Origin of the sequence: Cognatishimia sp. MH4019 (assembly GCF_020177595.1) — a bacterium.
Classification (GTDB): domain Bacteria; phylum Pseudomonadota; class Alphaproteobacteria; order Rhodobacterales; family Rhodobacteraceae; genus JAHTBL01.
In genome coordinates, this window is the sequence record NZ_JAHTBL010000003.1 from 46,452 (window position 1) to 72,627 (window position 26,176).

The following is a 26,176-nucleotide window of genomic DNA, read 5'->3' on the forward strand; positions in this document are numbered from 1 at the left end:
CCCAGCACTCGTAAACCGCTCAAATTACTTGCCCGGCAAGGACCCCTTGCCATGGCCGGTCAGTCCGCCGGACACCTCTTCGGTTGCCTCCCCACTTAGCTCTTCGGGCAGGATCAGGTTCAGCACGATCGCAATCAGGGCCGCTGGCAACAGACCGCTTGTCATCAGAATGCGCAGCGTGTCGGGCAGGTATTGCACCGCACCCGGCTCCAACTGCAGACCCAAACCCACCGACAGGGCAATCGCGAAGATCACCATGTTGCGGCGGTTCCAGTCCACATCCGACAGCATCGAGATACCGGCGGCCACGACCATGCCGAACATGACGATCACGCCGCCGCCCAGCACTTCGATGGGCACCGTGCGGATCACGCCGCCGACCTTGGGCACCAAGCCGCAAATGATCAGGAAGATCGCACCGCAGGTGACCACATGGCGGCTCATAACGCCGGTCATGGCGATCAGGCCGACGTTCTGGCTGAACGAGGTGTTGGGAAAGCCGCCGAACACACCGGCCAAAGCGCTGCCCAGACCATCAGCATAGGTCGCGCCTTCGATCTCTTTATCGGTCGCCTCGCGGCCCGCACCCCCTTTGGTGATGCCCGACACATCGCCGACCGTCTCAATCGCCGAGATGAAGGCCATCAGGCAGAAGCCGACAATGGCCGCGGTCGAGAACTCAAACCCGTACTTGAACGGCTGGGGCAGAGCGAAGGCGGCAGAGCGCTCCCACGAGGTCGCAATCGCCTCAAAGGACAGCATGCCGACCGCCAGCGCGTAAACATAGCCCGCGATCAGGCCGATCAGCACGGCCGAGATCGAGATCATGCCTTTGGTGAAGAACTTCAGGCCCAGCGTGACAAAGATCACCACCAGCGCCGCTGACCAGTTCAGCAGGCTGCCATATTCCGGGGTGCCGATGGCTGGCACGCCGCCCGCCGCATACTGGATACCGACCTTGACGAGTGCCAGACCGATCATCGTAACGACCAAGCCCGTCACTAGTGGCGGCAGCGCAAAGCGGATTTTGCCGATGAACAGGCCCAATACCGCGTGGAACAGACCACCGATGATCACGCCGCCGAACAACGCGGCCAAAGCGTCCACACCTTTGCCTGCCACAAGCGGGATCATGATGGGTAGAAACGCGAAGGATGTGCCTTGCACGATGGGCAACGCGGCCCCCACAGGGCCAACGGTGATTGTCTGCATCAACGTGGCCACACCCGCAAACAGCATCGACATCTGGATGAGATACAGCAGTTCCGGAAAGTCGGGTGAGTTCGACCCGAAGCCGAAGCCCGCCGCCCCCGCGACGATGATCGCGGGCGTCACGTTCGAGACGAACATCGCCAGAACGTGTTGAATCCCCAAGGGGATCGCTTTGCCCGAGCCGGGTGTGTAATTCGGGTCTCGCAGTTGCGCGGGCGTTCCGATGGACGTGTCAGCCATGATAATACTCCTTGTCAGCTGTCCCATGAGGCCACTTCTGCGGCGGCTCTCACATCAAGGGGCGTGGATCGTATATCCTTCCTCGAACCAATGCTCCTGCAGGTTTTCGCCCTCGCCAATTCGGTCGACGACGGCAAATAGTCCCGGTGCGTGCAGGGGTGTGCAAACCCCGTGCCATGTGTTCCGGTGAAAGTTGATGGCCTGACCGGGGGCGGTCAGAAAGGCCTGCGGTGCGCCTGGCGCACCTGCCTGATCGGGGGCCACGACCACAAGAAACGGATGCTCGGTCATCGGGATGAAAGCCTGACTGCCCAGCGGATGCCGCTCCATCATGTCCAGCGTGTAGGGCAGGCTGCGCGGTTGCGCGTTGAAAAGGCTGATGCCCACACGCCCGCCAAGCACGTCGATCCGGGCGCGGTCGTGAAAGCGCCCGCAAAGCCCTTGGTTGATCAGCGTGTCGGGGTCGCCAGCACAGTCGAGCACATCGCCAAACGGAGCAAAAGCAGCGGGGGTCAGGGGCTGTGTTGTGATCACGGAAGTATCTCCTTGAGGCGATGCAGCGCGATGCGTTCGACCTGACGGCAGGCCTCGGCGAACTCTGCGTCTGTGTCATGGGCGATGCGCCGTTCGAACGCGGCGAGGATGCTGGCCTTGTCATGGTCGCGCACCGCGATGATGAAGGGAAATCCGTGCTTTTCCACGTAAGCCGTGTTCAGCTCGGTAAATCGCGCGCGCTCGGCATCGGTCAGGTGATCCAGCCCTGCGCTAGCTTGTTCAGCGGTGCTTTCAGCCGTCAGTGCCTTGGCCGCCGCCAGCTTTCCCGCCAGATCTGGGTGCGCCTTCAGAACGCCCATCCGCGCGTCCACGGACGCGCTGCGAAATACCCTCGCCAGCGCATTATGCAGACCAACCGCCGTGTCATGGGCAGGCCCCAGTTCTAGCGCCCATGCGCCCTCTGCGATCCACGGCGAATGCTCGAAGATCGATCCATAAGCCTTTTCAAACGCGCCCTTTTCCATCTCAGAGGGGCGGTCATATTGCACAGGCGGATACGTCTTCGCCCAATGCTCTGCAATGTCGATCCGGCGTGCAAACCACACGCCCTCATGCCCTGCTGCATAGTCCAGAAACCGCCGCAGCGCCTGAACCCGCCCCGGCCGCCCGATCAGGCGGCAATGCAGCCCGATATTCATCATTTTCGGCGCGCCCTCGAGCCCTTCGGCGTAAAGCGCGTCGAAGCTGTCTTTCAGATAGGCAAAGAATTGATCGCCCGCGTTGAAACCCTGCGGCGTGGCGAACCGCATGTCATTGGCGTCCAGCGTATAAGGAATGACCAACTGATCGCGCCCATGCGCATGGTGCCAATAGGGCAGATCGTCGGCATAGCTGTCGCTGACATAGTCAAAGCCGCCATGTTCGGTCACCAGATCAACGGTGTTTTCAGAACAGCGCCCGGTATACCAGCCGCGCGGCGTCTCGCCCGTCACTTCGGTGTGCAGCCGCACAGCCTCTGCCATGTCAGCGGCTTCGTCTTCACGCGTGTAATCCTTGTACTCAATCCATTTCAGCCCGTGGCTTGCAATCTCCCACTCGGCGTCCTGCATCGCGGCGACCTGTTCCGGCGAACGGGCGAGGGCCGTCGCAACGCCGTAAACGGTCACCGGAACCCCCATCCCCGTGAATAACCGGTGAAGCCGCCAGAAGCCCGCCCGCGCGCCGTACTCATAGATCGACTCCATATTCCAGTGCCGCTGACCCGGCCAAGCCGCCGCGCCAACGATTTCAGACAAGAACGCCTCCGACGCGGCATCGCCATGCAAGACGTTGTTTTCGCCGCCTTCTTCGTAATTCACCACGCATTGCACGGCGATTTTCGCCCCTCCCGGCCAAGCCGCATCCGGCGGATTTGCCCCATAGCCCTGCATGTCGCGCTGATATCGGTTCACTGTTGCATCCCTCGTGTCTAATTCCTTCTATTCCAAAACAATCCACCTGACTTTCAAGAAAATCCAGAAAGAGTTTTGTATCGCTTGGGCTTTCCTCTGACACAGGTTTGACCCAGTGTCAGATCAGCATTCACCCCACGCAAGGGAGAGACCTGATGGCAGGTTATCTGACGACCCATGTTCTTGATACGGCGCTCGGAAAACCCGCGCAGGGCCTCAAGATTGAGCTTTTTCGGATTGAGGGCGACACCCGCACCCATCTGCGCACGCTTGAGACCAACGATGATGGGCGCACCGACAGCCAGATCCTGCCCGAAGCCGAGTTCGCAACCGGCACCTATGAGCTGATCTTCCATGCGGGTGCCTATCTGGATGCGGTCGGCAGCCCACCGGAATCCCCGCGTTTTCTAGATGTGATCCCGCTGCGTTTTGGTATGTCGGAGGGCGCGCATTATCACGTGCCGCTGCTGCTCTCGCCCTTTGGGTATTCGACCTATCGGGGCAGTTGATGCGGTCTAGCCCCGGTCAGACCGCATCATATCCGGGATGCGCCCCGCCATGAACTCGATTAGCAAACGCACTTTCGGGTCTTGCCTGCGGCGGTGCGGATAAAGGCATCCCAGCTGCACGGGAAGGGGCGGGGTTGCGGCGCACACCTCAACCAACTCACCGCTCGACAGATATTCTGACACCTCGAAAAACGGTTTCATCACAATGCCATGGCCGTCCAGCGCCCATTGGGTCAGAACGTCGCCATCATCGCTTTCAAACGGGCCTTTGATCGCGAAACGCTCTGGGCCATCCGGCGTTTGCAACTGCCATTGAAACTCTGTCGCGCCGGGAAAGCGCAAGGCCAGGCAATCATGCCTGTCGCGGACCAGGGCCGGTCCATCCTCTGGCACGCCGCGCCGGTCCAGATAGGCTGGTGCGGCGCACAGCAAGCGCGGGCAATCTGCCAGCTTGCGCATCTTCAACGCGCTGTCTTGCGGGGTGCCAAGGAAAAACGCCAGATCCAACCCTTCGGAGGCCACGTCGATTGTACGATCCGACAGGCGCAGCCTGATATCGACCAACGGGAACTCTGCTTTGAAATCCGGCACCAAAGGCGCGATGAACCGCCGCCCGACGCCCAAAGGGGCGGCCACAAAGATCGACCCGCGCGGGTTGCCGGTGACGTCCTGCACCGCTGCCTCGGCCTCCACCACCGCCTCCAGAATACGCTGCGCGCCTTCGAAAAAAATGCGCCCTTGCTCGGTGGGTTGCAGGGACCGGGTGGTCCGGGTGAAAAGGCGCACGTTCAGATGCTGCTCCAACTGCCCGATTCGCGCCGAGGCCACCGCCGGAGAGACCCGTTGATCGCGCGCCGCGGCTGACATACTGCCCAATTCATAGACACGCACAAAGGTTTTGATCGTGTCGAAGTAGGACATGAAGGCCTTTCCGTATTATTCGGCTTTCTTTGAAACTGATTGGAATAATATTGGAATTCAAGAAAAAACCACGGCGGACTAGAGTGGCCGAAAAGGAGATGCGCTGATGTATGATTTTGCCGTGATGTGGGATTGGACGGGCTTTGCGGTTCGCTGGCTGCACGTGATTACTGCCATCGCATGGATCGGCAGTTCGTTCTATTTCATCGCGCTCGATCTGGGGCTGCGGCAAGCACCGGGCCTGCCGAAAGGCGCGTCCGGCGAGGAATGGCAGGTCCATGGTGGCGGGTTTTATCACATCCGCAAATTCAACGTCGCGCCAGAGGACATGCCGGACCATCTGACATGGTTCAAATGGGAAAGCTACGCGACATGGCTCTCAGGCGCTGTGCTGTTGATGATCGTCTACTGGGCGGGGGCAGAGATGTTCCTCATCGACATGAACAAGATGGAGTTGAGCACCTTTCAGGCGACCCTGATCTCGGCAGCCTCCCTGACCATCGGTTGGATCATCTATGACCAGGCCTGCAAATCCCCATTAGGAGAGCACCCCAACGCCTTGATGTTGCTCCTCTTTGTGGCACTCGTCGTGATGAGCTGGGGCTACCACCAAGTCTTCACGGGTCGCGCCGCAATGCTGCATCTGGGCGCGTTCACCGCCACCATCATGACAGCCAACGTGTTCTTCATCATCATGCCCAACCAGCGCATCGTGGTGGCCGATCTGAAAGCAGGCCGCATGCCGGATCCGAGATACGGCAAGATCGCCAAGCTGCGGTCGACCCATAACAATTACCTGACGCTGCCGGTCATTTTCCTGATGCTCAGCAATCATTATCCGCTCGCGTTTGCCACGGATTACGCATGGATCATCGCAGCGCTGGTCTTCCTGATGGGCGTCACGATCCGGCATTATTTCAACTCGATGCATGCCCGCAAAGGCAACCCGACCTGGGCCATCGCGGCGACGGTTCTTCTGTTTATCGGCATCATGTGGCTCTCCACCGCGCCGTTGCGCACTATCGACGATCTGCCCGAAGAACAGGCAATGACGCCAACCGCGCAACGCTTTGCCGCCGCCGACGGGTTTGAGGATGCCACCAATATCGTGCTGGGCCGCTGCTCAATGTGCCACGCTCGCGAGCCGGTCTGGAGTGCCTCCATGCGCTGGGCTCCCAAAGGTGTTCACCTGGAGACGGAGGCCGACATCGCCATGAACGCGCGCCAGATTTACCTGCAATCGGGTGTCAGCCACGCAATGCCGCCGGGCAATCTGACTTGGATGGAGGACGAAGAGCGCGCCAAGATCCGCGCGTGGTTTAAAGCCGCCCGTCAGGTGGAGCTTGCAGCGAACTGACGGTCGGTCCATCTTGCCTCCATGATCACTGACCCCGCCTTGGAAGCCCGCCGACTGTTTGATATTGGCGTGGCCGCCGCCGACCCTTACGCCGCGACCCAGATTGCGTTGAACCGCATCACATTGGACGATCCGTTGATCCTTGCCATTGGCAAGGCGGCGACCCGGATGGCCGAAGCCGCGATGGCGCACTACGCCCAGCCTCGTGCGATCATCGTCACGAACCCCGAAAACGCCCGCGACGTGCCAAATGCACAGGTCTTTGCCGCCAGCCACCCGGTGCCTGACGGGGTCGGGCTGCAAGCCTCCGCCGCGATCCTCAAAGCGCTGGCGGTGAACACGCGCCCCGTTCTGGCGCTCATTTCCGGGGGCGGCTCTGCATTGCTGCCCGCCCCGGTCGGTGGGATCCCCCTGGCCGACAAGGCCCGCGTGAATGAGCTGCTCTTGGCCAGCGGTGCAGATATCGTGCAAACCAATCTGGTGCGCCAACACCTCTCGCGCCTCAAGGGGGGTGGCCTGAACCGCCATGCCGCGCCGCAGCCCGTCACGGCCCTGATCCTGTCGGATGTGATCGGGGGCGACCTGCGCGCCATCGCCTCTGGCCCCACGGTCTCGCCCATCGGCACCGCGGCAGACGCGCGCGCTGCCTTGCAAGCTCTAAACATCTGGGACGCATGCCCAGCGACGGTGCAACGCCATCTCTTGGCCGATCCACCCACGCCAGAAACGCCCTCGGCCCACAACATCCTGATCGGCTCCAACACCAAAAGCCTGCACGCCATGCGGGCCGCCGCTCCGTCGGCCAAGATCGGCAACGCCCATCTGGTCGGCGATGTGGCTGAGGCCGCCAAGATCGTCGCCCAGCACTACCATGATGGCCCCGGCACCACGCTTTTCGGAGGCGAAACCACCGTGCAGATCAAAGGCACCGGTGCAGGGGGGCGCAATCAGGAGCTTGCCCTCCGCGTCGCCAAGATCGCGGCCGCCGAAGGGTGGGAGAACTGGACCTACCTGCAAGGTGGCACCGATGGCCGCGACGGGCCCACGGATGCCGCCGGCGGCGTCGTGAACGAAACGACGCTCACAAAAATCCGCGCCGCAGGCCATGATCCGGACGCGCTTCTGGCCAACAACGACAGCTACGCCGCCCTCAAAGCAGGCGAGAGCCTCTTGATGACCGGCGGTACCGGTACCAATGTCGCTGACCTCGGCATCTTGATCCGCACCTGAGCTTCTTTTGTCCCAAAAGACCTCCGCCGGAGGCATCCGCCCTAATCCACAGGCAATCCGCTGGGGACGGTCTCAGGTCGTCCCAATGGGCGCGCCCGCGCCGTCGCACCGGTGAGACTGTGCAAAAACGCGACCAACTCCGCGACGTCCCGGTCGCTCAGATCGCGCGGCGCGATATCGACCTTCGCCTCTTGCCGCGCCATCTCTCGAGCGTCGGATTGAATAACGAAATCAATCTCTTCCAGCCATTCGACAATCGGGAGTGCTGCCGTCTCCCGCGCCCACGCCGCCCGCATGTACAAAGGTTGCAGATGGTGCCGCACGATCCCTACAAGGTCCGGATACGCCCCATTATGCCCATAAGGCGCGGTCAGTGCGACGTTGCGCAAGGACGGCGTGCGGAAGCGGTAGGCATCCTCCAACGCATCGCTTTCGCCCATCCGCCCCACATCGCGCGGCATCGGATCAAAGCGCCGCGTGCGACCCGGCCCGAACGCCGGAAGTGCGAGGGCATGAAAGCCCTGATCGGTGAAAAGCGGCCCGCGATGACAGTCTGCACAACCTGCCTTGCCAAAGAACAAACGCCGCCCGGCCTCGGCATCGTCAGCTAACGGCACGCCGGTTAAGAATGCATCATACGGGCTGTCAAAACTGCGCCATTCCGCATTCATGAACGCGCCCAGAGCATTCGCGATCTCTACAATCGTGACCTGCTCAGGCGCGTCAATATGATCGAAGGCCTCAACAAACTTCCCACCATATTCCGGGATCACACGCACGCGCTTAGCGATGATTGGCCAAGCGGCGTCGATGCGGTCATGCACGGCCCCTGCGACTTCGTTTTCCTTCGGGTTGCCCGCCATCTCGAACTGCGCCGTCAGCGGGAAAAGCGCCTGCGCGGCAAGGATATGATCCAGCCCGCCAGGCAGCCATTCCTCAGCCGGGGAGTTAAAGCCGTTCTCAAAATCATCACTGACCGATAGCCGCCCGTCATGAAACAGAATATCCACGCTGCGATGGCCCAGGTTCCATAGCGCGGGCGCGTTGCGGGGAATGCGCTTGCGGATGCGATCCTCGCCCGTTCCAGCGGTGCGTTTCGGCCCCAACCCGACACCGCCTTCGCCAATCCCAAGGCTCAACCCGTCACCCCCGTGAAAATCGTGATGATGGCACGTCCCGCAAGAGATATTGCGGTTTCCCGACAGGATCTTATCGTAGAACAAAAGCTGCCCCAAGGCCGCCTGTAACGGATCGGCGGGATGGAAATCAGCGTCGCTCATCGGCTGGGAAACAGCAGGTGTCGCGACCAACGCAAGGACCCAAAGATGCTGAAATATGCTGCTGCCCTCTGCCTTCTGGCCGTCCCTGCGCTGGCCGAAATTGAAAAAGGCCGCGACCTGATGGAGGCGGGGCGCTTTGAAGAGGCGATGGAGGAGTTTTGGCCCGCCGCGCGGTCGGGCAACGCCGATGCTGAAGAGCTGATCGGCGTGATGTATGCCCTCGGGCTGGGGGTCGAGCAGGACTACGTCCGTGCCTTCGACTGGTATCTGCGCAGCGCCATGAAAGGCCATCCCGGCGCGCAAAGCGGGGTTGGTTGGTATTACGAGGTCGGTCTGGGCATGCCCGCGCCGGACCTGATCCGCGCGTATATGTGGTATGTGCTCAGCGCGATTGGCGGCGATCCGGACGCTGCGATTTCGCAGGAAGAGGTGGTCAAAAAGATGACGGCTGAGCAGATCGAAAAGGCGCATGAGTTGATCGATGATTACCGGGTGTGGATGTATCCGTTTCGCTGAGTGTAACGGGCTTTTGCGCCCTTGGAAGCGTCGGATGCCTTCGGCAAGAGTATTTTTGCAAAGATGAAAGGCGCCGCGTTTTGGGGGGCGGCGCCTTTCAGATTGGCTTAGTTCAGGTCGGCGTCCCGTGCGGCGCCAACCTCGGCTTCGGCTTCTGCCACAGCTTCGACAAGCGCGTTATAGATGCGCTCGCCACCGTCGACATTGGCTTGGAACCAATCATAGACGGGGGTGGCGGCTTCGGCGAAGGCGGCTTTTTCTTCCGGTGTCAGGACGTAAAGATCACCGCCACCGGCGACGAAATCCTCATAGGCCTGAATGGATTTACGCTTGGGCGAGGCGAAAGTTGCCTGCTGCAGCGCATAGAACCCATCGACCACGACGCGGCGCATATCTTCCGGCATGGACATGAACTTTTCGTTCGACATCCACCACAGCGCGCCCATGTAGGCGTGGCCGTCCAGCGTCACATATTGCAGGCCCGCATCAGGGAATTTCATGCCCATGATGTCGGTGATCCCGTTCTTGGAGCCGTCAACGACGCCGGTCTGGAAGCTGGTGAAAAGCTCAGGCCACGGGATCGGCGTGGGGGAGGCCCCAAGCGCGCGGACCAGTTCCTGCGGCAGGTCTGCGACCACAGTGCGGATTTTCAGGCCACCCATGTCAGCGGGCGTTGCAACGCGGCGCTGGGTGTTGGCGAAGTTGCGCCAGCCGCCGGTGTTGCCGATGGTCATCAAGCGGATCGCGTCGCCGCTGTCCTCCAGCGCCATTTCGCGCATGGTGCGGGTGAAATCGCCTGACAGGACATGCTCGGCAATGCGGTCATCGGCCATCAGGTAGGGCAGGTCGAGCACCTGCACATATGGAAAGATCGAGGACGCGCCACCTGAGGTGGAAATGTAGATGTCGATGGAGCCATCTGCGACGCCCTGCAGGCATTCCGCACCTTTGGAGCAGAGCTGCGTGCCGATGAACAGCTCAACCTCGATGGCGCCGTTGGAGGCCGCCTCGACATAGTTCTTGAAGACCACGAGGCCGTCGTAATCTTCGTCGTTTTCGTTGGAGTTGGCCGTGGCGCGCAAGGTGTATTCCTGCGCAATCGCGGTTAATGGCATGGCTGCCAGTAAGGTCGCTGCGACGAGCGACTTGGTGAGACCTTTAAGCATTATGAACCTCCCTTTCAGGTTATTGCAGCGGTCATTGGACGAAGCCCGTGAGACGGGGGATCGTCATGGAAATAGCCGGGAAGAAGGTGATCAGGAAGATCACCAGCACTTCGACGGCAAGAAATGGCAGGATGGCGCGCGAGACAGTTTCGACCTTCTCGCCGGACACTGTTGAAGCCACGAAGAGCACAAGTCCCATGGGCGGCGTTGCCAACCCCACGGTCAGGTTGACGCTCATGATGATGGCGAAGTGGACGGGGTGGACGCCAAGTTCTGTAAAGATCGGCCCAAGGATCGGGCCAAGGATGATGATCGCCGGTCCAGCGTCGAGGAACATGCCGACGATAAAGAGCAAGATATTGATAAGGAATAATAATATCAGCGGGTTCTCGGAGAGCGACAGGATGAACTCGGTCAGTATCTGCGGCGCGTATGACAAGGAGACGACGGTTTTGAACGCGACCGCTGCGCCGACCAGCAGAAGCACGGCAGAGGAGGCCAGCGCCGAGCGCGCGAGCACCGGGCCGAGGTCTTTGAATGTCATCGAGCGCAGCACGAAAAAGCTGACGATGATGGCGTAGGCGACGGCGATGGCCGACGCCTCTGTCGGGGTGAAGACGCCTACAAGGATGCCGCCCAGGATAATGATCGGCGTTTGCAACGGGGCCACGGCTTTCTTACAGACCAGCCGGAAATCGCTGCTGACATTGGCGCGCAGCCAAAGCATCAGACCATGGGCGATGGGCAGAAAGATAAGGAAGATGAGCCAGCCGTTAAGGTTAATTTCCAACCCTAATGCGGCGCGGATTCCGGCGAACATCGCATAAAGCAATCCTGCCACGTTGATGCGGATCAGAACGAAGCTGACACGGGATTCCAGCGGTGTGATCGTCTGGTTTTTGGTGACGATACGCTCTGCCTTGGGCAGGTCATACCGGTCGGCCATCAGGCGAACCATGACCATAAGACCAACGCCGACCAAAATGCCTGGCACGATGCCCGCGAGAAACAGCGCTGCCACGGACTCGCCCATCACGTATGCGTAGATAATCATGATGCCCGATGGCGGAATGATCGGCCCGATCACTGACGAAGCCGCCGTGATTGCGGCAGCGAACTTGCGCGAATAGCCGTTCTTCTCCATCGCGGGGATCAGGGTGGAGCCAAGCGCGGATGTGTCCGCGACAGCCGACCCCGAAAGGCCCGCAAACAAGATTGACGACAGGATGTTCACATGGGCCAGACCGCCCCGCAGATGCCCCATGAATGCTTGCGAGAATTCGACCAGCCGCGTGGTGATACCCCCGCGATTCATGATCTCGCCCGCGAGCATGAAGAACGGCAGTGCCATCAGCGGAAAGCTGTCCATCCCATTGTAAAGATTGCGATAAAGCACAGCCAGATCCCGGCTGGAGCCGTCAAGGATCAACAGCAATCCGGGCGCCGCCAAAAGCCCGAAAACAACCGGCAGGCCGATCATCAGCAAGATCAGAAAAAGCGGCAGGAACCAGATCAGCATCAGTCAGCCCTCGCCACGTTTGGATCGGAAAGCGGTTGCAGTCGGTCTTCGCCGCCCAGCAACGTGATGATCTGGCGCAGCATCAGTTCGATATTCACGATGGTGAGCAGCACGAACCCTACAAAGAGCGATGCATAGGCCCAGGAGTTTCGAAACCGGATCGCTTCGCCGCCGAAAAGGTCCAGCGGCACCCGTAAAGATGCGGAGCGCCCGCGCCCGGTGAGGCTGTCTACATTGGACCAGCCCAGTTGCACGCAGTAGACCAAAACAATTAACGCGATGGTCAACAAGGTTAACGTGAGCAGCACCGAAAGCAGGCGTCCCAGCGCCCGTTCCAGCATGTCGATGGCCACAAAACCGCCTTGCCGATAGGCCATCGGTGCGATCAGACCTGTCATCCAGAGCATCAAAAAACGCGCCCCTTCTTCGGTCCAGTTGGGCGCGTCATTCAGAACATATCGGAAGAACACCTGACCCAGGATCAGGCAAACCATGAGGGCCAGCGCAGCAATCGCTATGGCGCGACCAATGCGCAGCACCACATCGTTAAAGAGCTGCAAAGGCCGCAAAAGCCCAAACAACAGCGCCATGGCGCGTCCTCCCTGTTGTTACCCATTTTTATGGGCTTATCAGGCTGTTACAGCCCTTTGTTAAAGTGGCCAAACTGGCCGCCAGCAAACACCAATGGGGTGCCTTCGCGCAATTGAGCGCGCGTCACACGACCGACCTGAATAAGGTGATCGCCAGCATCATGGGTGGCCTCAAGCGTGCATTCGAAGCGTGCGAGGCAGTATTCAATAAGTGGCACGTCATGGGCGCCAACGCTCCAGTCGAGTTCCTCAAACGCGCTGCGCGTCTTTGCGAAACCCATGGCGATATCAGCTTGCTCGACGCCCATCACGTGGATCGCGTAATGCGGGCAATCATGGTAAACATCAAAGCGCGTCGAGGCCTTGTCGAGCGACCAGAGCACCAGCGCAGGCTCCAACGAGACCGACGAAAAACTGTTTGCGGTGATCCCGCAAGGGCCGGGGGCCGTGATGACCGTCACGCCGGTTGCGAATTTGCCCAAAGCATCGCGAAAGGCGCGGGATGTGTCCGGCCCCGGCGTGAAATCCTGCATGAAAGCTCCCTCGGCTCCGTCCATCATGGCACCTCGTGACCCAGTGCGTGTGTGTAAAGAGCGAACCACGTCTCGCGATCCATTTCCACCTTGAATGCGTCCGACAGCGCCTTGATGCGCGAGATATTGTTCGTGCCCATCACGGGCATGATGTTTGCGGGGTGCGCCAGCAGCCAAGCGACGGCAACCGCCGCGTCATCGACGCCGTGCGCCTCGCCAATCTTGGTTAATGCTGCGCGGAGACCCGCATTATCGGCGCCAAACAGCCCGCCGCCACCAAGCGGCGACCACGCCATAGGCGCGATGTCGTGGCGCTGCAAGAACGCGAGATCACCATTGGTAAACGCGTCATGGGCCAGCAGGCTCAATTCGATCTGGTTGGTGACCAGCGGCTGTTTCATGGCGCTGCTCAGCAACTCCCAGTCCCACGGCTTGAAGTTCGACACGCCCACATGGCGCACCTTGCCAGAGGCCACGACCTCGTCCAGCGCGGCCCCGGTTTCATGGTGGTTCATGAGCGGATCAGGGCGGTGGATAAGGAGCAGGTCAATCTGCTCAATATTCATATTTGTCAGCGAGTTATCAACCGAAGCTAAGATATGATCCCTGCTTGTGTCGTAGTATTTCACCGGCTTGTCGCTATACTTCCCGATGGGCGCTACGATGTCACATTTCGTCACGATCTCCATCTGATCGCGTAGCTCAGGCGCCTCTTTCAGCGCCGCGCCCAGCAGGGCCTCTGCGCCGTAATCGCCATAGATATCGGCTTGATCAAACGTGGTTAACCCTTGTTCGATGCACGCGTCGATCTTGGCGCGCACATGGGCGGTCGAGGTGTCGGTATCATCGCCCAGACGCCACATTCCATAGACGATGCGGCTGAAATTCAGGCCTTTTGCAAGTTCGATACGATCCATTAGCGGCGCTCTCCTACGCCCAGGGGCGTTGCGGGTGTTTCTGCCGGGACGCGGCCGTAAGCCTCTGGCAAAGAACAGGTTTTCAGGTTTGGCAACACACGGCTGCCGAAGGATTTGCATTCATCAATATGCGGGTAGCCCGAGAAGATGAACGCGCGGATGCCCATTTTTTGATAGGCCTCAATCTTGGACATGACCTGATCGGTCGATCCGACAAGGGCCGCCCCGCAGCCCGAGCGCGCACGCCCGACGCCGGTCCACAAATGCGGCTCCACATAGCCAAATTTATCGGCTAATTCGCGGGCTTTGGCTTGGTGCGCGACACCAAGGCTGATGCTGTCATGGGCGCGGTCCCGGATCAGTTGGCCGTATTCATCATCCAGTTTGCTGACCAGATGTTCGGCGTATTCCTTCGCCTCGGCCTCGGTGTCGCGCACGATCATATGCACGCGCAGACCGTAATCCAGCGTGCGGCCATAAGCTTCTGCGCGTTGGTTAACGTCCTTCATCCGCTGGGCGATGTTTTCCTCAGGCTCGGGCCACATCAAGTAGACGTCGCAATGCTGCGCGCACAGGTCGAGAGCGGCAGGGGAATAGCCCCCGAAATACAGCAAAGGTCCGCCATTTTGCTGATAGGGCCGCGCGGGATCGGTCGGAACCTTGTCGAAATGATAGATATCGCCATGATAGGTGATCTCGTCCTGCGTCCAGGCTTGTTTAAGGATTTCAACGACTTCCTTGGAGCGTTTATAGCGATAGGCACTTTCGGCCACCTCGCCGGGGAAGTCAGAACTGATGACGTTTAGCGTCAGCCGCCCTTTAAGCATATGATCCAGCGTGGCAACCGTGCGGGCCAGCATGATCGGCTGCATTTCCCCGCACCGGATCGCGGCGAGCATGTTGATATTCTTGGTTAACGGCGCACAGCCCGCGACGAAGCTCAGCGTGTCTTGGCCGACTTGATAGGAGGAGGGGCACAGGATGTTGCGAAACCCTTGGGCCTCGGCCTCCAGCAGGATATCGCGGCAATGCTCCCAGCTGGAGCGGAGCGCGCCATCGGGAACGCCAAGATAGGCGTAATCATCCGAACACAGTGCGGAAAACCACGAAACTTCAGCGGCATCCAGATCGGCAGATGTGACCGGAACGATCGTCATCGAGTCAATTCCTCCCATGGAACTTTTCTCTTGCGTAGCATCCGCTTTGATATGCATCAATAGTGTATCAATTTTTTGAGTCTGTGACTTGGATGCGATAGCCGACCCTTCGAGCCTGCCCAAATGGCAGCAAATCAGCGAGATGCTGATCCGCGAGATTGCCGCCGGGCATCTGGTGGATGGCGCTCGCTTGCCGCCGGAACGAGAGATGGCGACGGGCCTCGGGATTGCGGTTGGGACATTGCGCAAAGCGTTGGCGGAGTTGGAAACGCAAGGCCTGCTGGAGCGGGTCCATGGATCGGGCAATTACGTGCGCGCGGGGCAGGCCGATAGCGTCTATGCATTCTTCCGGCTGGAACGTGTGTCGGGCGGCGGTTTGCCCACGGCGCGGGTTCTCTCGGTTGAACGTATGACGAAACCGGCGACGCTTCCGGTCTTCGGCACATCGACGGACGCGCACCGGGTACGCCGTGTCCGGATGCTGGATGGAGAGCCCGCAGCGCTCGAGGAGATTTGGCTCGATGCGGGCTACGCGGCGTCCATCGCGCCCGATGATCTGTCGGAATCGCTTTACCTTTTCTACAAGCGGCAGTTGGGGCTTCGGATCACGCGTGTCGAGGACCAGATCGGTGTCGATGCGCTCCCCGGTTGGGGACCTGAAAGCTTTGGATTGCCAGTCGGCAGCCCATGCGGGTGGATCGAGCGGGTCAGTTTTGACCAGGACGGGGCGCGGGCCGAGGTTTCGCAGACCTGGTTCGGTAATAACAAGGTTCGGTATATAAACCGGCTAGGATAGGAAGAAGAATGTCAGATATCGTAAACTACGGCATCGTCGGCTGTGGCATGATGGGGCAGGAGCATATCCACAATATCGCTCTGTTAGAGGGCGCGCGCGTCTCGGTCGTTTATGATCCCGTGATGGAGCTTGCGCAGGCGGCGGGCAAGATGGCAGGCGGGGCGCATGTGGCAAGCTCACTAGCGGATATGCTGGCATTCGAGGCGCTGGATGCGCTGGTGATCGTCAGCCCGAACCACCTGCATGTGGCCCAGTTGCAGGAGATCGCAGCGAAACGTGTGGTGCCGATCCTCTGTGAGAAGCCGCTTTACACGGCACCGCAGGACGCGTCGGTGATGGAGGCGTTTGCCCAGCATTATGCCGCACCGGTCTGGGTGGCGATGGAGTATCGCTATATGCCGCCCATTGCGGCTTTGGTGAGCCGCGCGGCGCAGGTGACGGGCGGAGTGAAGATGCTGACGATCCGGGAGCATCGCTTTCCGTTCTTGCCGAAGATTGGCGATTGGAACCGGTTTAATGCGCAGACAGGGGGCACGTTGGTCGAGAAATGCTGCCATTTCTTCGATTTGATGCGGCTTATTCTGGACGCGGAACCGGTGCGGGTCATGGCCAGCGCCGGGCAGTCGGTAAACCATCTGGATGAGGCTTATGGCGGACAGGTCCCGGATATCTGGGACAATGGCTATGTAATCGTGGATTTCGACAGCGGCGCGCGGGCGATGCTGGAGCTGTGCATGTTCGCGGAAGGCGCGCGGTTTCAAGAGGAGATCAGCGCGGTGGGTCCGGCGGGCAAGATCGAGGCGCGGGTGCCGGGGCCGGGACGGTTCTGGCCGGAGCGGCTGGGGCCCGCACCTGTGGCAGAGTTGGAGGTTTCGCAGCGACACCCGAAAGGACCCGTAATGGAGCCGGTGCCGGTCGATCCGGCCTTGCTTGCGGCGGGCGATCACAACGGGGCGACCTATTATCAGCATCAGCGGTTCTTGCAGATCGTGCGAGAGGGCGGTGTGCCGGAGGTGGGTTTGAGCGATGGGGCAAAAGCCGTCGCGATGGGCCTGGCGGCGCAGCGGTCGGCGGAAGAAGGCGTCGTCGTCACGCTGTAGGTTTCGCATGCGAAACCCTGTTTTCGGGGGACCTGCGTTGATTTTGCAGGCATTCTTGTTTTGAGAGTTTACATAATACCGGAGCGCAGTATAGCGCACTGTTTCTTATGGAAAAATTTACTTTTTGAGCGCGCGCTGTGGGCTGGCTTAGGGATGCCTGCGGCGCGGATATTTGGAAAAAGCGAAGGGGTGACGCGCAATTTGAATTGAACTGTCCGCATTTTGCGCCGGTCAGGTGTTGAGGTCTTCGACGAGGCCACGGATCGGTTTCACGGCCTCTGAGACATGGGCGATGGTGGTAATCCCGCGCGCCTCCAACAAGGGTAGCAGTTTGCAATAGACCTGTGCGGTCGCGGTCGCATCGCCAAGCGCGGTGTGGCGGAGCGGCTCTGGGATGGTGACGCTGAGCCGGTCGGCCAGCGCATCCAACGTATGTTCGGCGCTTTCACCAAAGACGACGGCAGAGAGCAGGACCGTGTCGAGCACGGGATGGTCAAACTTCACGCCCATTGCGGTGGCGTGCTTGTGCATGAAGGCCATGTCGAAGGGCGCGTTATGGGCCACCAGAACCGCGCCTTTGGAAAATTTGTGAAACTGCTTGCCCGCGGTTGCCATGTTGGGGGCGTCGGCGACCATTTCGTCGGTGATATGGTGGATTTTCGTAGAGGCGGCCGGGATCGGCATGCCGGGACGCACGAGAGTGTCGAACCGCTCGGCTTCGATCATGCGGCCATTGACGATGCGGCGCGCGCCGATCTGGACGACCTCGTCCTTATGGGGCAGCAGGCCTGTGGTTTCGGTGTCAAACACCACATGGGCGCGGCGTTGCAGCGTCTCATTCGAGCGGTCCACGAGGTTGAAATCATAGACGGGCAGCGGGGCGCTGAGATGTGCGGGGCGCGTGGTGCAATGGGGCAGGGTCAGCAGGTAGCATTGCGTGGTCAGCGCTTGGACCAGCCGCATATGCGCGGTGAGCGTGTCGCCATTCTTCAGCGTCAGGTTCAGGGGCACGCCTGCTTCGTGTTCGGTCCATTGGGTTTTCTTGAAAGCTTCTGCCAGATCGGCTTGCTCGAAAAACTCCAGCAGGGACGCATCGAGGCTGGGGGCTTCATGGCCGGGCAGGCAATCGACGGCGGCGGCATTGTAAAAGACCAGCCGGTGATCGGGAGTGCAGAGGAAAACAGGCGTGGGAAGCTCAGCCAGAAGGGCGCGCAGGCGGGCGCGCTCTGCCTCAAGCGTTTCGGTTTGTTTTTGCAGGGCGTCTTCGACTTCGGAGCGGGTTTTGGTGAGGTTTTGCGTGACCGCCGAGGCGGCGGGCGCCAGATCGCCAAGGTATCTGGCGGGCGCGTGGTCCACGTCTTCCTCGACATCCGTATGGGCGCGCACGCGCATATCGGCGGCCAGCCGTTCGATGGGTTTGGCGACGTTTTCGTCGAAGAGAAGCCAGATGCCTGCCGTCAGCCCGATGATGCCCAGCGTTGCGATGATTTCAGCGGTGACGAACCCTGCCAGCGGTTCGGACGGATCAAGGCGTGTGTAGCCGAACCAAAGCGCCAGTCCGGTCGCGATCGCCCCTCCGATCGCGAGAAAGGCGAAGAAGAGGAAGATGCGGAAGCGGAGACTGAGCTTGGTGAACATGTCATGCGGCCTTGCAGGTGGTTTGAAGGACGGGATCGTCCGGGGCGACTGCGCGCCATGCGTCCTCGGGCAGGGATCCATCGGGGGCGAAATCGGCGCCGTCGATCAAATCGGCGCGGCGGTTTGCGGCGCAATCAAAGACGACTGGGCCTTTGCTGATCGGCGACCAGCGCCCGAAGAAATAGAGATCAACCATGCGCTGATCGGGCAGTGCGGGATTGGTGCGCATGGTGCCGGTGTCGACGGCGACGAAGCGTTCCACGAAGGGGTAGGCATAGGTCCATGGGCGGTAAAAGCTTTGGTCTTCAACGGTTTGCGCGATGGTCAGGCCGTCGGGCAGGTTGCCTGCGGTGCGGTCGTACCAGCTGTATTCGTTGGAGATCGTGGTGCCGATCATCGCCAGACCTGCGGCCACGGGGATGATCCATTTGGGCAAGCGCCGCCCGGTGGCGATATTGATCAACATCACCACACCCGCGACCGCGATGCCTGCCATGAAAACGCCGATAAGCTCGATGAACATTGCGGGTCCTTTAAGTGATAAGGCCACGGCCCGAGGCCGCTGCCGATTGCATCGTTTTGACGACGACGAAGGCATCGCGCAGGTGGCTACGCTCGAAATCCGACAGGTCGTTGGGGGGCATGAAATTGTCGGGTGCGTCGCCGGATTTGATCTGCGCGGCCTGGTGGTCGAGGCGGGATTGGGCGATCAGGTCGTAGGCATCCAGCAGGTCGCGCGCACCGGAGGGGGAGATGACTTTGCCTGCTTCGGCTTCTTGCAGGCGGGCGCGGGTGTTGACGGATCTGAGCTGGCCTTGGAGCGCGTAGACGCGGCCGAGGTCCACAATTGGGACGACGCCGTTGTGTTTCATGTCGATGGTGTTCTTGTGCTCGCCCGAGCGGACGGTGGCGAAGCCGCGCAGCAGGCCGAGGGGGGGCTGGTGTTTAAGGGAATTGGCGACCATGTGGGCGACGAAGATGGAGTTCTTGGCAGCGCGTTGCAACGTGTCGTCTTGGAGTTGGTCAAAGAGGCTGACATCGCCGCCGATGGGGCGCAGGTCGAACATGACAGAGGCGAGCATTTGCGCTTCGGTGTCGGGGTTGGCGATCCAGCCTTGGAAGTATTCGCGCCAGACAGCGAGGGGTTGGCACCAGCGTTGGGCGGTCGCCATCATGTCGCCGGGGCAGTAGACGTAGCCACAGATATGCAGGCCGTCAGAGACGTATTTGGCGAGCATTTCGAAATAGGGCCGGTCGCGTTCAGCCAAGTCGTCATGCAGGATCAGGCAATTGTCCTGATCGGAGACGCCGGTTTGTTCCTGGCGGCCTTGCGACCCACAGGCGAGCCAGAGATAGGGGACCGGGGGCGGGCCAAACTCGGCCTCGGCCAGGGTCAGAAGGCGGCGGGTGACCACGTCGGCGATGTCGGTGATGAGGCGGGTGACGACCTCGTGCCGGTTTCCGGCGGCGACGAGCTGGACGAGCAGTTGCGGGATGCGGGCGGTGATCTTGGCGAGCTCTTGCGGGTTTTTTGCGGAGGCGACGTCGCCAACCAGCTGGGCCGAGCTGTCGGCCTGAAAGCGGGTCAGATCGGTCTGGGTGACGATGCCGACCAGCTTGCCGGCCTCGACGATGGGCAGGTGACCGATGTGGCGCTCCATCATGGCGTGGAGCACGTCGGATCCGATGGCCGAGGGAGGCAGGGTGATCGGATCGGCGGTCATGATCTGGGAGACCGGCGCGTCGGTGGGGTGGCCTTCGGCGACGGAGCGGTTGGCCAGGTCGCGGACGGTGAGAATCCCCTGGAGCGTGTCGCCGGTCGCGACGCAGAGGCACGACACGCGCTTGTCGCGCATCATCACCGCGGCGTCGCGGATGGGTGTATCGGGAGTGCAGGCATAGGGGTTGGCGGCCATCAACGTCTCGACCCGCGTGGTGGGGAGATCGTTTTTCTTGGGGGCTGCCACGGGGCGGGTGCGGTCGAAAAAGCGGCGCACTTGCGGGTTGGCCGAAATCAGGCGGCGGAAAGGGGCAGGTGGGATGATCAAGAGGCGGGCGTCCTGACGGACCGTGGCGGAGGTGACGGCGACATCGCCTTTCATCAGGCCGCGTTCGCCAAAGCTGTTCTTGGGGCCAAGGGCCGAAAGCTGGGTGCCGTTCTCGTCGAAGACATCCACAGCGCCTTCGTGGATCAGGTAGATGCCGTCCAGCGTGTCGCCCAGATTATAGACGGTCTCACCTGCAGGCAGGATGCGTTGATCGAGCGATGTGCTCAGCTCTTCCAGCGCCGCGACGGAGAGGCTGTCATAGGGATGCACGTGAGACAGAAACTGGGTCAGCTCGGGATGAGAGATCGGCATTATGCAACCTTTAGAAAGAGAAACATCCTGCCCAGTGTGGACCGGACAGGATGCCTTTGAGAGAGGGCAGGCCGTCGCAGGGACGGCCCGACCCAAAGGTCCTTAGTGACCGTCCTGAGCCGCACCTGCACCGCGAGGCACACGCACGCTTTCGACGAGTTCCTTGATGTCGTCCGGGATCGGCTTGGTCATCGCTGTCACGATGTAGGCGACAGCGAAGTTGATCGCAGCACCGATGGCACCGAAGGAGGTGGACTTGATCGTGCCCAGCAGTGGGTCAGCATCCGTGAACGTGTTGGTGTCCGGGATGAAGAACCAGCCCTTGTGCAGGAAGATGTAAAGCAGGGTCACGATGAGACCTGCCAGCATCCCTGCCACGGCGCCCGAGTTGTTCACCTTCTTGGAGAAGATGCCCATCATCAGGGCCGGGAAGATCGAGGCAGCTGCCAGACCGAAGGCCAAGGCCACGGTTTGCGCGGCAAAGCCCGGCGGATTGAGACCCAGATAGGTGGCGACCAGGATGGCACCTGCCATGGCAATCCGTGCTGACATCAGCTCTCCCTTTTCCGAGATATCGGGGCGCAGCTGGCCCTTAATCAGGTCGTGGGAGACGGCCGAAGAGATTGCAAGAAGCAGACCGGCAGCTGTCGAAAGTGCTGCAGCAAGACCACCGGCAGCGACAAGGCCGATCACCCAACCGGGCAGGTTGGCAATCTCGGGGTTGGCCAGAACAAGGATGTCACGGTTGAAGTTGGTCAACTCGTTACCCTGCCAGCCATTGGCTTCGGCTTTGACCTGCATTTCAGCATTACCATCGTTGTAATACTGGATCATGCCGTCGCCGTTTTTGTCTTCCCAACCCAGAAGGCCGGTTTTCTGCCACGTCGCCATCCAGTCATAAGCCGGATCATCTGCGATCTGCTGGACCGAGACAGCATCGCCATCCGTGCCATTGGGCCACATCAGTTCGGTGATGTTCAGGCGGGCCATTGCACCAACTGCAGGGGCAGTAAGGTAGAGCAGCGCGATGAACACCAGCGTCCAACCAGCGGACCAACGTGCGTCAGACACTTTGGGCACTGTGAAGAAGCGCATGATGACGTGGGGCAGACCGGCAGTACCGATCATCAGCGACAGCGTGAAGAGCGTCATGTTGAGCGTGTCGGCGTGGTGTGCCGTATACTCGTTGAAGCCCAGCTCGCGGACGATCTGGTCAAGCTTGACCAGAAGCGGCTCACCAGATGCCTGATGCTCGCCAAAGAGGCCAAGCGCAGGGATCGGGTTGCCCGTCAGTTGCAGCGAGATGAAGATGGCCGGGATCGTGTAGGCCATAATCAGAACGCAATACTGAGCCACCTGCGTGTAGGTAACGCCCTTCATGCCGCCAAACACCGCATATGCAAACACAACGCAGGCACCGATCAGCAGACCGGAGGTGTTGGAGATCTCAAGGAAGCGGCCGAAAGCCACGCCCACGCCGGTCATCTGGCCGATCACGTAAGTGGTCGACGCGACGATCAGACAGATCACAGCCACGAGGCGTGCGGTGGGCGAGTAGAACCGGTCGCCGATGAACTCGGAGACGGTGAACTTGCCGAACTTGCGCAGGTAGGGGGCCAGCAGCAGTGCCAAAAGCACATAGCCGCCTGTCCAACCCATCAGGAACGAGGAGTTGTCATAGCCGGTGAACGCAATCAGGCCCGCCATCGAGATGAACGAGGCTGCCGACATCCAGTCAGCCGCTGTCGCCATACCGTTGGTGACCGGGTGAACGCCGCGACCGGCGGCGTAGAATTCAGATGTGGAGCCTGCACGGGCCCAAATCGCGATGCCGATGTAGAGCGCGAAAGATGCGCCCACAAACAGCAGGTTAAGTGTAAACTGGTCCATCGAACTTTACTCCTCGACGCCGTAGTCTTTGTCGATCTTGTTCATCCGCCATGCGTAGAAAAAGATCAGTGCCAGAAAGACGAGGATCGAGCCTTGCTGGGCAAACCAGAAGCCAAGATCGGTTCCGCCGACAGGAATGCCGGACAACATCGGGCGCAGCAGAATGCCGAACCCAAAGGACACAAGTGCCCAAATCACGAGCGAAATACGAATAAGCCGCACGTTGGCCTTCCAGTAAGAGCGATCACTCTCAGCGGTAGACGCAGTGTTAGAAGTTTGATCGGTCACGTTTGGACCTCCTCCACTATTCCTCAATCGAGGCGGCCCTCATGGCGCGCCCCGGGTCCCTTCAGGTATTGGTTGCCTGTTCGATCACCGAACCGAGGTCCTTTGCGATCTGGTCGATCTGACCCATCGCATCGACATGGCTCAGCGTGTTTTTGTTGTCGTAGTAAGCAATCAATGGTGCTGTCTGAGCGTGGTAGGCTTCGAGCCGTGACGCCACAGTTTCAGCATTATCGTCAGCGCGACGTTTCATGTCGGTGCTGCCGCATTTATCGCACGTCTCGGCCACTTTCGGGGCCTTGAACGTGTCGTGGTAGCCTTCACCGCATGCACCACAGGTGAAGCGGCCTGAAATGCGAGTAACCATTGCGGCGTCCTCGACATCCAGTGAAATGGCTGCGTTGATCTTCTGACCGGAACTGGCCAGCAGATCATCCAGCGCTTCGGCCTGAACGGTCGTGCGCGGGAAGCCGTCAAGGATCACACCCTTGGCAGTATCAGGTTCGGCCAGACGATCCTTGAGGATGGCCAGCACGATCTCGTCGCTGACCAGCCCGCCAGAGGCCATGACGGCCTTGGCCTCTTTACCGGCCTCGGTGCCGGCGGCCACGGCGGCGCGCAGCAGGTCCCCGGTGGAGAGCTGCACGAGGCCGTATTTTTCTTCAAGCATACGGGCCTGGGTGCCTTTGCCAGCACCCGGTGGGCCGAGCAGGATCAAGACGGGAGCGGTTGTCACTGTCGTCGTGCCGTCCATCACGCGTCCGCCCGGTTCATGCGGTTTTCGATCAGGTCATCGACAACGGCGGGTTCAGCCAGGGTCGAGGTGTCGCCCAATGCGCCGAAATCATCCTCGGCGATCTTGCGCAGGATGCGGCGCATGATCTTGCCCGAACGGGTTTTCGGCAGGCCGGGCGCCCATTGGATCAGATCGGGTGCGGCAATGGGGCCAATCTCGGTGCGGACCCAGGTGCGCAGCTCTTTGCGAAGCTCTTCGGTGGGCTCTTCGCCATTCATCAGCGTGACGTAGCAATAGATGCCTTGTCCTTTGATATCATGGGGATAGCCCACAACGGCGGCCTCGGCGACCTTGGCATGCGCGACCAGCGCGCTTTCCACTTCGGCGGTGCCCATACGGTGACCGGAGACGTTAATCACGTCATCGACGCGGCCTGTGATCCAGTAATCGCCATCGGCGTCGCGGCGGCAGCCGTCACCGGTGAAGTAATAGCCTTTATAGTCGCTGAAATAGGTCTTCATGAAGCGCTCGTGGTCTTCCCAGACCGTGCGCATCTGACCGGGCCAGCTGTCTTTCAGGCAGAGCACACCTTCGCATTCCGTCTCGTGGATCTCCTCGCCTGTGTGCGGGTCCAGAACGACCGTCTGGATACCGAAGAACGGCTTGGTGGCCGAGCCGGGCTTGAGCGGCGTGGCGCCGGGCAGGGGGGTCAACAGGTGACCGCCGGTTTCGGTCTGCCACCATGTGTCGACGATGGGGCATTTTCCTTTGCCGATCACATCGTTGTACCAGTTCCAGGCCTCGGGGTTGATCGGCTCGCCCACGGTGCCCAGCACTTTGAGGGTCGACAGATCGCATTTCTCGACGAACTCGTTGCCTTGGCCCATCAGCGCCCGAATGGCGGTCGGCGCGGTGTAGAACTGGTTCACCTTGTGCTTTTCGCAGACCTGCCAGAAGCGGGAGGCGTCAGGGTAGGTTGGCACGCCTTCGAACATGATCGTGGTCGCGCCATTGGCCAGCGGGCCGTAGACGATATAGCTGTGGCCGGTCACCCAGCCGACGTCCGCGGTGCACCAGAAGATGTCGCCGTCATGGTAGTCGAAGACGTATTCCATGGTCATCGCGGCATAAGCGAGATAGCCGCCGGAGCTGTGCACGACGCCTTTGGGCTGACCCGTGGAGCCGGAGGTGTAAAGCACGAAAAGCGGGTCTTCGGCGTCCATCTCGACCGGCTTGGAGTAGTCATCAGCCTCCATCGCCAGCTCGTTATAGTCGTAATCACGGCCATCGACCCAAGTGGTCTGACCACCGGTGCGCTTGACGACAAGGCACTTCACGCTGTCCTTGCAGTGCAGCAGCGCTTGGTCGGCGTTGGATTTCAGGGGCGTCTTGCGGCCGCCGCGCGGCGCCTCGTCTGCGGTGATGACGACCTTGGCGTTCGATCCGTTGATCCGCGCGCCCAGAGCATCGGGAGAGAACCCGGCGAACACGATCGAGTGAATGGCACCGATGCGCGCGCAGGCGAGCATGGCATAAGCCGCCTCGGGGATCATTGGGAGATACAAAACCACCCGGTCGCCTTTGCGGACGCCAAGGTCCTCAAGGATGTTGGCCATTTTGCAGACGCTTTTGTGCAACTGCTTATAAGTGATGTGCTGAGCGTCTTCGGACGGGTCATCAGGCTCAAAGATGATCGCGGTCTGATCGCCGCGCGTCTCAAGATGGCGATCCACGCAGTTGGCAGCGACGTTCAGGGTGCCGTCCTCGAACCACTTGATGTCCACGTTGCCAAATTCAAACGTCGTGTTTTTAACTTTGGTGTAAGGCTTGATCCAGTCGAGCCGAAGACCATGTTCCCCCCAGAAGGTGTCTGGATCCTCGACCGAGGCTTTGTACATCTCGGCGTATTTCGCCGCGTCCACATGGGCTGTTTTCGCGAAGTCTGCGGAGACGGGGTAAATGGGTGTCTGGCTTGCGCCTTTTGCGTTTTCAGCCGTCATGAGTAGCTCCCGTATGACGTGTCATGAGAAGCCAAATGGCGGTTCTGCCAAGACCGGTGCAGGGTCTTCTGGCATGTGGGCTCCTCTCCCGCTGACAATCTACTGCGTTGATGAAAACGAGGGAATAACCCCTGCAAAAGACTGCCTTTTTCTGTAAATGCTTTTTCAGCGTTTGTAATTTTTTGTAAATGAACGAGCGTTCTGTGCCATAAATTCGCCTAATTTCCGTAGGTTACGAAAGGCGCGATTTTCGGGCTTGCGACATATCGCCATCCGTC

General features: G+C 60.4%; 24 protein-coding genes. 6 read left to right on the plus strand and 18 right to left on the minus strand.

All coding sequences use genetic code 11. From position 1 onward, the window contains the following. Window positions 1-24: 24 nt before the first annotated feature. Genes KUW67_RS06265 through puuE form a run of 3 tightly spaced genes read right to left on the minus strand, consistent with a single transcriptional unit; the run spans window position 25 to window position 3,398 of the window. Entirely contained in the window at window positions 25-1,452 is a 1,428-nt protein-coding gene (locus tag KUW67_RS06265; RefSeq protein ID WP_224824443.1) for a uracil-xanthine permease family protein, read from the minus strand. 54 nt (window positions 1,453-1,506) lie between these two features. Continuing rightward, a complete protein-coding gene (locus KUW67_RS06270) occupies window positions 1,507-1,986 on the minus strand; it encodes an ureidoglycolate lyase (RefSeq protein ID WP_224824444.1) in 480 nt (159 codons plus the stop codon). After that, window positions 1,983-3,398 carry an allantoinase PuuE gene (gene puuE / locus KUW67_RS06275; protein WP_224824445.1) on the minus strand — a complete coding sequence of 472 codons (1,416 nt, stop codon included), beginning with the start codon at window positions 3,396-3,398 and terminating at the stop codon, window positions 1,983-1,985. Before puuE ends, KUW67_RS06270 begins: the two co-directional genes overlap by 4 nt. A gap of 155 nt (window positions 3,399-3,553) precedes the next feature. Between puuE and uraH the strand changes: the two genes are divergently transcribed. Further along, on the plus strand, window positions 3,554-3,907 hold the full coding sequence (gene uraH, locus KUW67_RS06280; RefSeq protein WP_224824446.1) for a hydroxyisourate hydrolase: 354 nt from the start codon (window positions 3,554-3,556) through the stop codon (window positions 3,905-3,907). Window positions 3,908-3,913: 6 nt separating this feature from the next. Here the strand turns inward: uraH and KUW67_RS06285 are convergent, their stop codons facing one another. Then, on the minus strand, window positions 3,914-4,828 hold the full coding sequence (locus tag KUW67_RS06285) for a LysR family transcriptional regulator (protein ID WP_224824447.1): 915 nt from the start codon (window positions 4,826-4,828) through the stop codon (window positions 3,914-3,916). Window positions 4,829-4,934: 106 nt separating this feature from the next. On the opposite strand from KUW67_RS06285, the gene KUW67_RS06290 reads away from it, so the two are divergent. Further along, the gene (locus KUW67_RS06290; RefSeq protein WP_224824448.1) at window positions 4,935-6,185 is read left to right on the plus strand and encodes a urate hydroxylase PuuD; all 1,251 of its coding nucleotides are present in this window, start codon (window positions 4,935-4,937) and stop codon (window positions 6,183-6,185) included. A gap of 21 nt (window positions 6,186-6,206) precedes the next feature. After that, the gene (locus tag KUW67_RS06295; RefSeq protein ID WP_224824449.1) at window positions 6,207-7,415 is read left to right on the plus strand and encodes a glycerate kinase; all 1,209 of its coding nucleotides are present in this window, start codon (window positions 6,207-6,209) and stop codon (window positions 7,413-7,415) included. Between the two features lie 41 nt (window positions 7,416-7,456). On the opposite strand, the gene KUW67_RS06300 is transcribed toward KUW67_RS06295, so the two are convergent. After that, entirely contained in the window at window positions 7,457-8,695 is a 1,239-nt protein-coding gene (locus KUW67_RS06300) for a cytochrome-c peroxidase (protein WP_224824450.1), read from the minus strand. 45 nt (window positions 8,696-8,740) lie between these two features. Between KUW67_RS06300 and KUW67_RS06305 the strand changes: the two genes are divergently transcribed. Next, complete coding sequence (locus KUW67_RS06305) at window positions 8,741-9,211, plus strand: tetratricopeptide repeat protein (protein WP_224824451.1); 471 nt, start codon at window positions 8,741-8,743, stop codon at window positions 9,209-9,211. A gap of 107 nt (window positions 9,212-9,318) precedes the next feature. On the opposite strand, the gene dctP is transcribed toward KUW67_RS06305, so the two are convergent. The 6 genes from dctP to KUW67_RS06335 are packed head-to-tail and all read right to left on the minus strand — an operon-like array spanning window position 9,319 to window position 15,093. After that, window positions 9,319-10,377, minus strand: a complete 1,059-nt coding sequence (gene dctP, locus KUW67_RS06310; RefSeq protein WP_224824452.1) for a TRAP transporter substrate-binding protein DctP — start codon at window positions 10,375-10,377, stop codon at window positions 9,319-9,321. 31 nt (window positions 10,378-10,408) lie between these two features. Then, window positions 10,409-11,896, minus strand: coding sequence for a TRAP transporter large permease (locus KUW67_RS06315; RefSeq protein ID WP_224824453.1), 1,488 nt, complete (start codon window positions 11,894-11,896; stop codon window positions 10,409-10,411). After that, window positions 11,896-12,486 (minus strand): TRAP transporter small permease, encoded by a 591-nt coding sequence (locus KUW67_RS06320; protein ID WP_224824454.1) that lies wholly within the window; start codon window positions 12,484-12,486, stop codon window positions 11,896-11,898. The genes KUW67_RS06315 and KUW67_RS06320 overlap by 1 nt, the downstream gene beginning before the upstream one ends. A gap of 47 nt (window positions 12,487-12,533) precedes the next feature. Next, on the minus strand, window positions 12,534-13,019 hold the full coding sequence (locus KUW67_RS06325; protein WP_224824455.1) for a flavin reductase family protein: 486 nt from the start codon (window positions 13,017-13,019) through the stop codon (window positions 12,534-12,536). 23 nt (window positions 13,020-13,042) lie between these two features. Next, the gene (locus KUW67_RS06330) at window positions 13,043-13,936 is read right to left on the minus strand and encodes an aldo/keto reductase family oxidoreductase (protein WP_224824456.1); all 894 of its coding nucleotides are present in this window, start codon (window positions 13,934-13,936) and stop codon (window positions 13,043-13,045) included. Next, complete coding sequence (locus tag KUW67_RS06335; protein WP_224824457.1) at window positions 13,936-15,093, minus strand: LLM class flavin-dependent oxidoreductase; 1,158 nt, start codon at window positions 15,091-15,093, stop codon at window positions 13,936-13,938. Before KUW67_RS06335 ends, KUW67_RS06330 begins: the two co-directional genes overlap by 1 nt. 97 nt (window positions 15,094-15,190) lie before the next feature. On the opposite strand from KUW67_RS06335, the gene KUW67_RS06340 reads away from it, so the two are divergent. Together KUW67_RS06340 and KUW67_RS06345 are read left to right on the plus strand one after the other, a co-directional pair. Beyond that, window positions 15,191-15,889 (plus strand): GntR family transcriptional regulator, encoded by a 699-nt coding sequence (locus tag KUW67_RS06340; RefSeq protein WP_224824777.1) that lies wholly within the window; start codon window positions 15,191-15,193, stop codon window positions 15,887-15,889. Between the two features lie 8 nt (window positions 15,890-15,897). Beyond that, window positions 15,898-16,989 (plus strand): Gfo/Idh/MocA family protein, encoded by a 1,092-nt coding sequence (locus tag KUW67_RS06345; protein WP_224824458.1) that lies wholly within the window; start codon window positions 15,898-15,900, stop codon window positions 16,987-16,989. Between the two features lie 231 nt (window positions 16,990-17,220). Here KUW67_RS06345 and KUW67_RS06350 read toward each other — a convergent pair whose 3' ends face one another. From KUW67_RS06350 to acs, 7 genes are all read right to left on the minus strand, one after another. Continuing rightward, window positions 17,221-18,627 (minus strand): exonuclease domain-containing protein, encoded by a 1,407-nt coding sequence (locus tag KUW67_RS06350; RefSeq protein ID WP_224824459.1) that lies wholly within the window; start codon window positions 18,625-18,627, stop codon window positions 17,221-17,223. A gap of 1 nt (window position 18,628) precedes the next feature. Then, window positions 18,629-19,150, minus strand: coding sequence for a hypothetical protein (locus KUW67_RS06355; protein WP_224824460.1), 522 nt, complete (start codon window positions 19,148-19,150; stop codon window positions 18,629-18,631). A gap of 10 nt (window positions 19,151-19,160) precedes the next feature. Next, on the minus strand, window positions 19,161-20,987 hold the full coding sequence (locus tag KUW67_RS06360) for a DUF294 nucleotidyltransferase-like domain-containing protein (RefSeq protein WP_224824461.1): 1,827 nt from the start codon (window positions 20,985-20,987) through the stop codon (window positions 19,161-19,163). 102 nt (window positions 20,988-21,089) lie between these two features. Next, window positions 21,090-22,877 (minus strand): sodium:solute symporter family protein, encoded by a 1,788-nt coding sequence (locus KUW67_RS06365; protein WP_224824462.1) that lies wholly within the window; start codon window positions 22,875-22,877, stop codon window positions 21,090-21,092. A 6-nt stretch (window positions 22,878-22,883) separates the two neighbouring features. After that, window positions 22,884-23,165 carry a DUF4212 domain-containing protein gene (locus KUW67_RS06370; protein WP_224824463.1) on the minus strand — a complete coding sequence of 94 codons (282 nt, stop codon included), beginning with the start codon at window positions 23,163-23,165 and terminating at the stop codon, window positions 22,884-22,886. 61 nt (window positions 23,166-23,226) lie between these two features. Continuing rightward, window positions 23,227-23,916: an adenylate kinase gene (locus KUW67_RS06375; protein WP_224824464.1), complete on the minus strand. Its 690-nt coding sequence runs from the start codon at window positions 23,914-23,916 to the stop codon at window positions 23,227-23,229. After that, complete coding sequence (acs, locus tag KUW67_RS06380) at window positions 23,916-25,898, minus strand: acetate--CoA ligase (RefSeq protein ID WP_224824465.1); 1,983 nt, start codon at window positions 25,896-25,898, stop codon at window positions 23,916-23,918. Before acs ends, KUW67_RS06375 begins: the two co-directional genes overlap by 1 nt. Between the last annotated feature and the right edge of the window lie 278 nt (window positions 25,899-26,176).

Coding starts and splice junctions, on each gene's coding strand:
- KUW67_RS06325 (WP_224824455.1), bottom strand. CDS start 13,019: ATGCAGGATTTCACGCCGGGGCCGGACACATCCCGCGCCTTTCGCGAT.
- KUW67_RS06315 (WP_224824453.1), bottom strand. CDS start 11,896: ATGCTGATCTGGTTCCTGCCGCTTTTTCTGATCTTGCTGATGATCGGC.
- KUW67_RS06265 (WP_224824443.1), bottom strand. CDS start 1,452: ATGGCTGACACGTCCATCGGAACGCCCGCGCAACTGCGAGACCCGAAT.
- KUW67_RS06345 (WP_224824458.1), top strand. CDS start 15,898: ATGTCAGATATCGTAAACTACGGCATCGTCGGCTGTGGCATGATGGGG.
- KUW67_RS06375 (WP_224824464.1), bottom strand. CDS start 23,916: ATGGACGGCACGACGACAGTGACAACCGCTCCCGTCTTGATCCTGCTC.
- KUW67_RS06305 (WP_224824451.1), top strand. CDS start 8,741: ATGCTGAAATATGCTGCTGCCCTCTGCCTTCTGGCCGTCCCTGCGCTG.
- KUW67_RS06290 (WP_224824448.1), top strand. CDS start 4,935: ATGTATGATTTTGCCGTGATGTGGGATTGGACGGGCTTTGCGGTTCGC.
- KUW67_RS06350 (WP_224824459.1), bottom strand. CDS start 18,627: ATGTTCACCAAGCTCAGTCTCCGCTTCCGCATCTTCCTCTTCTTCGCC.
- KUW67_RS06355 (WP_224824460.1), bottom strand. CDS start 19,150: ATGTTCATCGAGCTTATCGGCGTTTTCATGGCAGGCATCGCGGTCGCG.
- KUW67_RS06365 (WP_224824462.1), bottom strand. CDS start 22,877: ATGGACCAGTTTACACTTAACCTGCTGTTTGTGGGCGCATCTTTCGCG.
- dctP (WP_224824452.1), bottom strand. CDS start 10,377: ATGCTTAAAGGTCTCACCAAGTCGCTCGTCGCAGCGACCTTACTGGCA.
- acs (WP_224824465.1), bottom strand. CDS start 25,898: ATGACGGCTGAAAACGCAAAAGGCGCAAGCCAGACACCCATTTACCCC.
- KUW67_RS06320 (WP_224824454.1), bottom strand. CDS start 12,486: ATGGCGCTGTTGTTTGGGCTTTTGCGGCCTTTGCAGCTCTTTAACGAT.
- KUW67_RS06300 (WP_224824450.1), bottom strand. CDS start 8,695: ATGAGCGACGCTGATTTCCATCCCGCCGATCCGTTACAGGCGGCCTTG.
- uraH (WP_224824446.1), top strand. CDS start 3,554: ATGGCAGGTTATCTGACGACCCATGTTCTTGATACGGCGCTCGGAAAA.
- KUW67_RS06330 (WP_224824456.1), bottom strand. CDS start 13,936: ATGGATCGTATCGAACTTGCAAAAGGCCTGAATTTCAGCCGCATCGTC.
- KUW67_RS06335 (WP_224824457.1), bottom strand. CDS start 15,093: ATGACGATCGTTCCGGTCACATCTGCCGATCTGGATGCCGCTGAAGTT.
- KUW67_RS06295 (WP_224824449.1), top strand. CDS start 6,207: ATGATCACTGACCCCGCCTTGGAAGCCCGCCGACTGTTTGATATTGGC.
- KUW67_RS06360 (WP_224824461.1), bottom strand. CDS start 20,987: ATGCCGATCTCTCATCCCGAGCTGACCCAGTTTCTGTCTCACGTGCAT.
- KUW67_RS06285 (WP_224824447.1), bottom strand. CDS start 4,828: ATGTCCTACTTCGACACGATCAAAACCTTTGTGCGTGTCTATGAATTG.